Source organism: Micromonospora sp. NPDC005220 (assembly GCF_040607895.1).
Classification (GTDB): Bacteria; Actinomycetota; Actinomycetes; order Mycobacteriales; family Micromonosporaceae; genus Micromonospora.
Genome location: NZ_JBEXHP010000001.1, coordinates 205,580 through 211,751, shown reverse-complemented (window position 1 = coordinate 211,751; position 6,172 = coordinate 205,580). Strand labels below are relative to the sequence as shown.

Annotated in this window: 6 protein-coding genes; 1 reads left to right on the top strand and 5 read right to left on the bottom strand. The window is 69.2% G+C overall.

What is annotated here, in order from left to right:
- Positions 1-110: 110 nt before the first annotated feature.
- Positions 111-1,610 carry an Asp-tRNA(Asn)/Glu-tRNA(Gln) amidotransferase subunit GatB gene (gene gatB, locus ABZU52_RS00995; protein ID WP_354969049.1) on the bottom strand — a complete coding sequence of 500 codons (1,500 nt, stop codon included), beginning with the start codon at positions 1,608-1,610 and terminating at the stop codon, positions 111-113.
- Between the two features lie 141 nt (positions 1,611-1,751).
- Between gatB and ABZU52_RS00990 the strand changes: the two genes are divergently transcribed.
- A complete protein-coding gene (locus ABZU52_RS00990) occupies positions 1,752-2,336 on the top strand; it encodes a hypothetical protein (protein ID WP_354969048.1) in 585 nt (194 codons plus the stop codon).
- Here ABZU52_RS00990 and ABZU52_RS00985 read toward each other — a convergent pair.
- From ABZU52_RS00985 to gatC, 4 genes are read right to left on the bottom strand one after another with little or no spacing between them, the layout of a single operon-like run.
- Positions 2,321-2,950 carry a DUF4276 family protein gene (locus ABZU52_RS00985; RefSeq protein ID WP_354969047.1) on the bottom strand — a complete coding sequence of 210 codons (630 nt, stop codon included), beginning with the start codon at positions 2,948-2,950 and terminating at the stop codon, positions 2,321-2,323. The two genes, ABZU52_RS00990 and ABZU52_RS00985, sit on opposite strands and share 16 nt — an antisense overlap.
- Positions 2,950-4,341 carry an AAA family ATPase gene (locus ABZU52_RS00980; protein WP_354969046.1) on the bottom strand — a complete coding sequence of 464 codons (1,392 nt, stop codon included), beginning with the start codon at positions 4,339-4,341 and terminating at the stop codon, positions 2,950-2,952. Before ABZU52_RS00980 ends, ABZU52_RS00985 begins: the two co-directional genes overlap by 1 nt.
- Positions 4,342-4,352: 11 nt before the next feature.
- On the bottom strand, positions 4,353-5,828 hold the full coding sequence (gene gatA / locus ABZU52_RS00975) for an Asp-tRNA(Asn)/Glu-tRNA(Gln) amidotransferase subunit GatA (protein ID WP_354969045.1): 1,476 nt from the start codon (positions 5,826-5,828) through the stop codon (positions 4,353-4,355).
- Positions 5,825-6,130, bottom strand: a complete 306-nt coding sequence (gene gatC / locus ABZU52_RS00970) for an Asp-tRNA(Asn)/Glu-tRNA(Gln) amidotransferase subunit GatC (protein ID WP_091393256.1) — start codon at positions 6,128-6,130, stop codon at positions 5,825-5,827. The genes gatA and gatC overlap by 4 nt, the downstream gene beginning before the upstream one ends.
- Positions 6,131-6,172 lie beyond the last annotated feature (42 nt).

The following is a 6,172-nucleotide window of genomic DNA, read 5'->3' as shown; positions in this document are numbered from 1 at the left end:
GGGCTGGGCGGGGGGGGGGGGGGGGGGGGGGGGGGGGGGGGCGGTGTCCGGTTGGGGGGTGTGCGGGGCGCCCGGGCGGGCCCCGGCCCCCCCCCTTCTCCGGGTCGGTCTCAGCCTTCGACGCCGAGGCGCTCCAGGATCAGCGTGCGGACCGCCGCGGCGTCGGCCTGACCACGGGTCGACTTCATGACCGCGCCGACCAGCGCGCCGGCCGCCGCGACCTTGCCACTGCGGATCTTGTCGGCGATGCCGGGGTTCGCGGCGATCGCCTCGTCCACGGCCGCGGTGAGCGCGCCGGTGTCCGACACGACCTCCAGGCCCCGGCTGGTCATGATCTCGGTGGGCGAGCCCTGACCGTCGACCACGCCCTCCAACACCGTGCGGGCCATCTTGTCGTTGAGCTTGCCGGCGTCGACCAGCCCCTGCAGCTCGGCGACCTGGGCGGGGGTGGCACCGATCTCGGCCAGCTCCACGCCGCTCTCGTTGGCCCGGCGGGACAGCTCACCCAGCCACCACTTACGGGCCGCGGCCGGAGTGGTGCCGGCGGCCACGGTGGCCTCGATCAGCTCGACCGCGCCAGCGTTCAGCACCGACTGCATGTCCAGGTCGGAGAGACCCCACTGCTCCTGGAGCCGGCGCCGGTGCACCCGGGGCAGCTCCGGCAGGGCGGCCTTCAGCTCGGCGACCCAGGCCGGGTCCGGGGCGATCGGCACCAGATCCGGCTCGGGGAAGTACCGGTAGTCGGTGGCCGTCTCCTTCGAGCGACCCGGGGTGGTGTCGCCGGTGTCCTCGTGGAAGTGGCGCGTCTCCTGGGTGATCCGGCCGCCCGCGTCCAGCACCGACGCCTGCCGCAGCATCTCCGAGCGGACCGCCCGCTCCACCGACCGCAGCGAGTTGACGTTCTTGGTCTCGGTACGGGTGCCCCACTCCGCGCCCGGCAGGTTGAGCGAGGTGTTCACGTCACAGCGCAGCGAACCCTCCTCCATCCGCACGTCGGACACACCGAGGGTGCGGATCACGTCGCGCAACTCCGCGACGTACGCCCGGGCCACGTCGGGGGCGAGCGCGCCGGTGCCGGTGATCGGCTTGGTGACGATCTCGACCAGCGGGATGCCGGCCCGGTTGTAGTCGACAAGCGACTCGGTCGCGCCGTGGATGCGGCCGGTGGACCCGCCGACGTGCAGCGTCTTGCCGGTGTCCTCCTCCAGGTGCACCCGCTCGATCTCGATCCGGACCGTCTCGCCGTTGACCTCGACGTCCAGGTAACCGTCGACGCAGATCGGCTCGTCGTACTGGCTGATCTGGAAGTTCTTCGGCATGTCCGGGTAGAAGTAGTTCTTCCGGGCGAACCGGCACCACTCGGCGATCGAGCAGTTCAACGCCAGGCCGATCCGGATGATCGCCTCGATGGCCGCCTTGTTGGCCACCGGCAGCGAACCGGGCAGACCCAGGCACACCGGGCAGACCCGGGTGTTCGGCTCGCCACCGAAGTCGGTCGGGCAACCACAGAACATCTTGGTGTTCGTGCCCAGCTCGACGTGGGTCTCCAGGCCGATCACCGGTTCGAAGCGCGCAACGACCTCGTCGTACGCGGGCAGTGTCGTGGTCATGAGACGCTCCAGGCGCGATCCGGACAGAACCTGTCCAGCCTAATGGGGTTGCCGGGCCATGCTTCGCCCGGGTTTCCAGAACACCCCGCGACGGGCCCACGCCCCGGCGTATCGAGACGGCCGTCCGGGTAGGTATCGACCATGACGAACACGGGGGACGAACCGGCGGAGATGGAACGGGCCCGGCTGGTCGCGGCCGCCCGGCGGCGCTCGAACCGGCTGACCATGACTGCGGTGGTGCTGCTGCTGGCCAGCGTCTTGGCCACGTTCGCCGTCGGGGTGCTGATCGCCGACGGGAAGGGGAATGCCGGCGGCCTGCCGCCCCTGCTGTTCCTCCTGCTACCCGCGACGGTGGGCATCGCCGTCGCACTGCTGGTGAACGCGTTGATGACCAGAAACCCGTCACCGTCGGACGGCACCGACCCGACCAGCATGCGACGGGTCAAGGCGGCACTGCGCGACGGCCGGACCACCGACCCGCGGATCGACGCGCTAGCCCGCAAGGAGGCAGAGCAGCAGGTACGCCGGCGGTGGTCACCCTGGGCCCTCGGTGTGGCCCTGGCGATGCAGGTGCTACTCGCCGTCGGCACCGACCGAACGCCCACCCGCTGGACAGCCGGAGTGGGGGCGGTGGCCTGGGCGGTGGTGCTCTACCAGCAGTGGCGCACCACCCAACGGGCCCGCCGCTACCTCACCGGTTCGACACTGGATCACGCTGAGCGGTAGCCCAGCCGCATCAGCGCGTCGCGGGTGTCAGTCCACCACCGTTGGTACGCGGGCACTCCCTGCAGACGAGCCAGCGAGACCAACTCGCCAAGCTGGCCGTAGTGGTCGGTAGTCGACCGGCTCACCCGGTCCATCACCTTGTTCAGCGCGTTCTTGGGATCGGCCACTCGCTCCACCAGTCGCGGCTGCGCAGGGAGTCCCATCTCGGCATCAGTCCACCTGACGCCGAGCGCACCACGCAGCGCGTCACCATCCGCGAGAAGCCACGCCTCCGTCTCCCGCACCGGAACCACTGCCACCAGTTGCTCCGCACGCTCCCCCCACAACTCACGCAGCGGTCGCAGCCACTCTGCAACAGTCCGCTCGGCGTTGGCGCCCTGATCGTGATGAAAGAAGATCAGGGAGAAGCTTGCCGGATTCTGCTCGACGAGCCCGATGACGTCAGCTACCGAGCACGGGCCTCTTCGGTCGCGTAACGGCTGAACGTCAGCGACCTCGACCGCGTCCTCGAATTCGGTCAAGCAGATCTCGGTCAACGCCCTGGCAAGCAGCCGGGGAAGAAACTGGTCATCGGTGACGCCCTCGGACACCAACGCGGAGGTCAGATAACGCATCAGGTGTCCAACTCCGCCAGGACCTCGAACTCAGCAATTTCTCTCGGGCTCACCACGCTTCCGACATCCAACGCGTCATCGATCGTGAGCTGCTGCGCCCCTGCGATCGCTCGCCACCGACTGACCCGACTACGGGCCTGGCCGCGCTGGACACGACTGACGACGTCCATGAAGACCGCGTCCGTTCGCAGCCGGGCGTTAGCAGGTTCCAACGCTCGCAGGATCGCCGGCGAGTGACTGCTCAGGATGAGCTGAGTCAGAGCGGCACCATCGGTTCCAGCGTCGATGGCCCGATCCACGAGGTTCCGGAGGTACCTGACGAACTGCGCGAGCCGTTGCGGAAAAATGCCATTCTCAGGCTCTTCGAAGCAGATAAGACCGGCACCCCTGGGATCGTAGAGTGCCGCCAGGAGAGCGATCGCCCGCAGTGTGCCGTCCGAGGCCACCCGGGCAGAGAACGGCGCTTCCTCTCGGGTCAACACTTCCACCTGCCGCTGCCGGCGGGCCTCATCCTCAGCAAGGCGAACCCGGATGACACCCGGGATGACGGCGGCCAAGTCAGCGGAGAGGTCGTTCAGCGCCCCCTCCGGCCTGTCGTCATTGCCAGTCTCATCCGCCAACCGCCGCAGCGTGTTGGCCAGGTGACCTCCGTTGGCCGCGAGGCCATCGGGGTCGTCGTAGGAGTCAGGGGCACGCAGCGCACTGGGATCCAGATGCAGCAGACGCCACGACTGCATCTCCCGCTTGAGTGCGTACAGCAGGGGGAAATCTGTCGCCGTGGTCAGGCTGGACAAGACGGTGGCGGTGGCAGCCGTCGCCGGAAGCCGACGCTTACGCCCCTGATTGCCCTGCTGCCTGATGCTGAAGACCGGCCGGTTCTGCTCGTCCTGCTCCGTCTCCAACGGATCGGCCCCGGTGCGGTAGGCCGCCAACCGCTTACGCTGCGCGGCGTCGAACCGGGCCACCCACGTGTCGTCCGCCCGCCGGATCCTCCGAACTGACTCACGGACGACGTACGGCCGCTGTGTGCCGCTGTGGCCGGTCGACCTGAGTTCAAGCGTCAACTCGTAGCGAAGCCGCGAATGGTTGACTTCGGCCGTGTCACCAAACGCATCGGTAACCGATCTGTCCAGCAGTACTTCCGCGGCAAATGACATCACCTCGACCGAGGATCCGTCGGTATGCTTGTGAAACAGATCCACGATGTCGCCACGCATGTGTTGTGCGGCTTCAAGAACCGGGTCACCGGCCAGTCGCCCAAGAAACTGAATAGCGTCGAACAAGTTCGACTTGCCTGCCGCATTCCGCCCGATGATCACAAGGAAAGGCGGGATGTCCAACGAGAAATCACGGAAAGACTTGAAACCGTCGATCTCGATCCGCGTCAGCATCCCGCCCGCCCTCAGAGCGCCGGTGGAGTGAACGTGCCGACCGCGGACTCCAGCGCGGCCGCGACCCGGTACATCCGGTCGTCGGCCATCGTCGGGGCCATCACCTGAAGGCCCACGGGCAGCCCCTCGGAGAGACCACAGGGCACCGAGATGCCCGGGCCGCCGTACAGGTTGGTCGGGATGGTGAACAGGTCGGCCAGGTACATCTGGTACGGGTCGGCGGTTCGCGCGCCCAGCGGGAACGCCACCGACGGGGTGGTCGGCGAGATCAGCGCGTCGACCTGTTCGAACGCGGCGGTGAAGTCCCGCGTGATGAGTGTACGGACCTTCTGCGCCTGCCCGTAGTACGCGTCGTAGTAGCCCGACGACAGCGCGTACGTGCCGATCATGATGCGGCGCTTCACCTCGGGGCCGAAGCCGGCCTCGCGGGTCAGCGACATGACCTCCTCCAGCGACCGGTTGCCGTCGTCGCCGACCCGCAGGCCGAACCGGACACCGTCGAACCGGGCCAGGTTGGAGGAGCACTCGCTCGGGGCGATGAGGTAGTACGCCGGCAGCGCGTACGCGAACGTCGGGCAGGACACCTCGACGACCTCGGCGCCCATCTTGGTCAGCGCGTCGACCGACTCACGGAACGCGGCCATCACACCCGGCTCGGCGCCCTCGCCGAGGAACTCGCTCACGATGCCCAGCCGCACACCGGTCAGGTCGCCGGTCGCGCCGAGCTTCGCCGCGGCCACCACGTCCGGCACCGGCTGCGGGATCGAGGTGGAGTCACGCGGGTCGTGCCCGCCGATCACCTGGTGCAGCAGGGCCGCGTCGAGCACGTTGCGGGCACACGGGCCCGGGGTGTCGAGCGACGAGGAGAAGGCCACCAGCCCGTACCGGGAGGTGCCGCCGTAGGTGGGCTTCGCACCCACCGTGCCGGTGACCGCGCCGGGCTGGCGGATCGAGCCACCGGTGTCCGAGCCGATCGCCAACGGCGCCTCGTACGCGGCCAGCGCGGCGGCGCTGCCACCACCCGAACCACCGGGGATCCGGCCCAGGTCCCACGGGTTGTGCGTCGGGCCGTACGCCGAGTACTCGGTGGAGGAGCCCATCGCGAACTCGTCCATGTTGGTCTTGCCGAGCATCACCGTGCCGGCCTCCCGCAGCCGCTGCACGATCGTCGCGTCGTACGGCGGGCGCCAGCCCTCCAGGATCTTCGACCCCACGGTGGTCGGCACGCCCCGGGTCGCGAGCACGTCCTTGACCGCGACCGGCACCCCCGCGAGCGGGCCCAGCTCCTCGCCGGCGGCCCGGCGCTCGTCCACCGCACGGGCCGCGGCGAGCGCGCCGTCGGTGTCGACGTGCAGGAAGGCGTGCACCCGGTCGTCGACCGCGGCGATCCGGTCCAGGTGCGCCTGGGTCACCTCGACGGCCGAGGTCTCGCCCCCGGCGACCAGGCTCGCGATCTCCGTCGCGGTCATTCTGGTCAAGTCGCTCATGAAGCCACATCCTCGGTCAGGATCCGCGGTACGCGGAACCGCTGGTCCTCGGCGTCGGGCGCGCCCGACAGCGCTTCCTCCGGGGTCAGGCACGGCGTGACCACGTCCTCGCGGAAGATGTTGGTCAGCGGCACCGAGTGCGAGGTCGGCGGGATGTCCGCCGCAGCGACCTCGCCAACCTGGGCGACCGCCTGGAGGATCACGTCGAGCTGGCCGGCGAACGTGTCCAGCTCCTCCTCGGTGACGGCGAGCCGCGACAGGCGCGCCAGGTGCGCGACCTCCTCGCGGGAGATGGCGGCCATCCGTGCCCCCTTCTGAATTCCTGCTGGTCGGGCGGTGTGCCG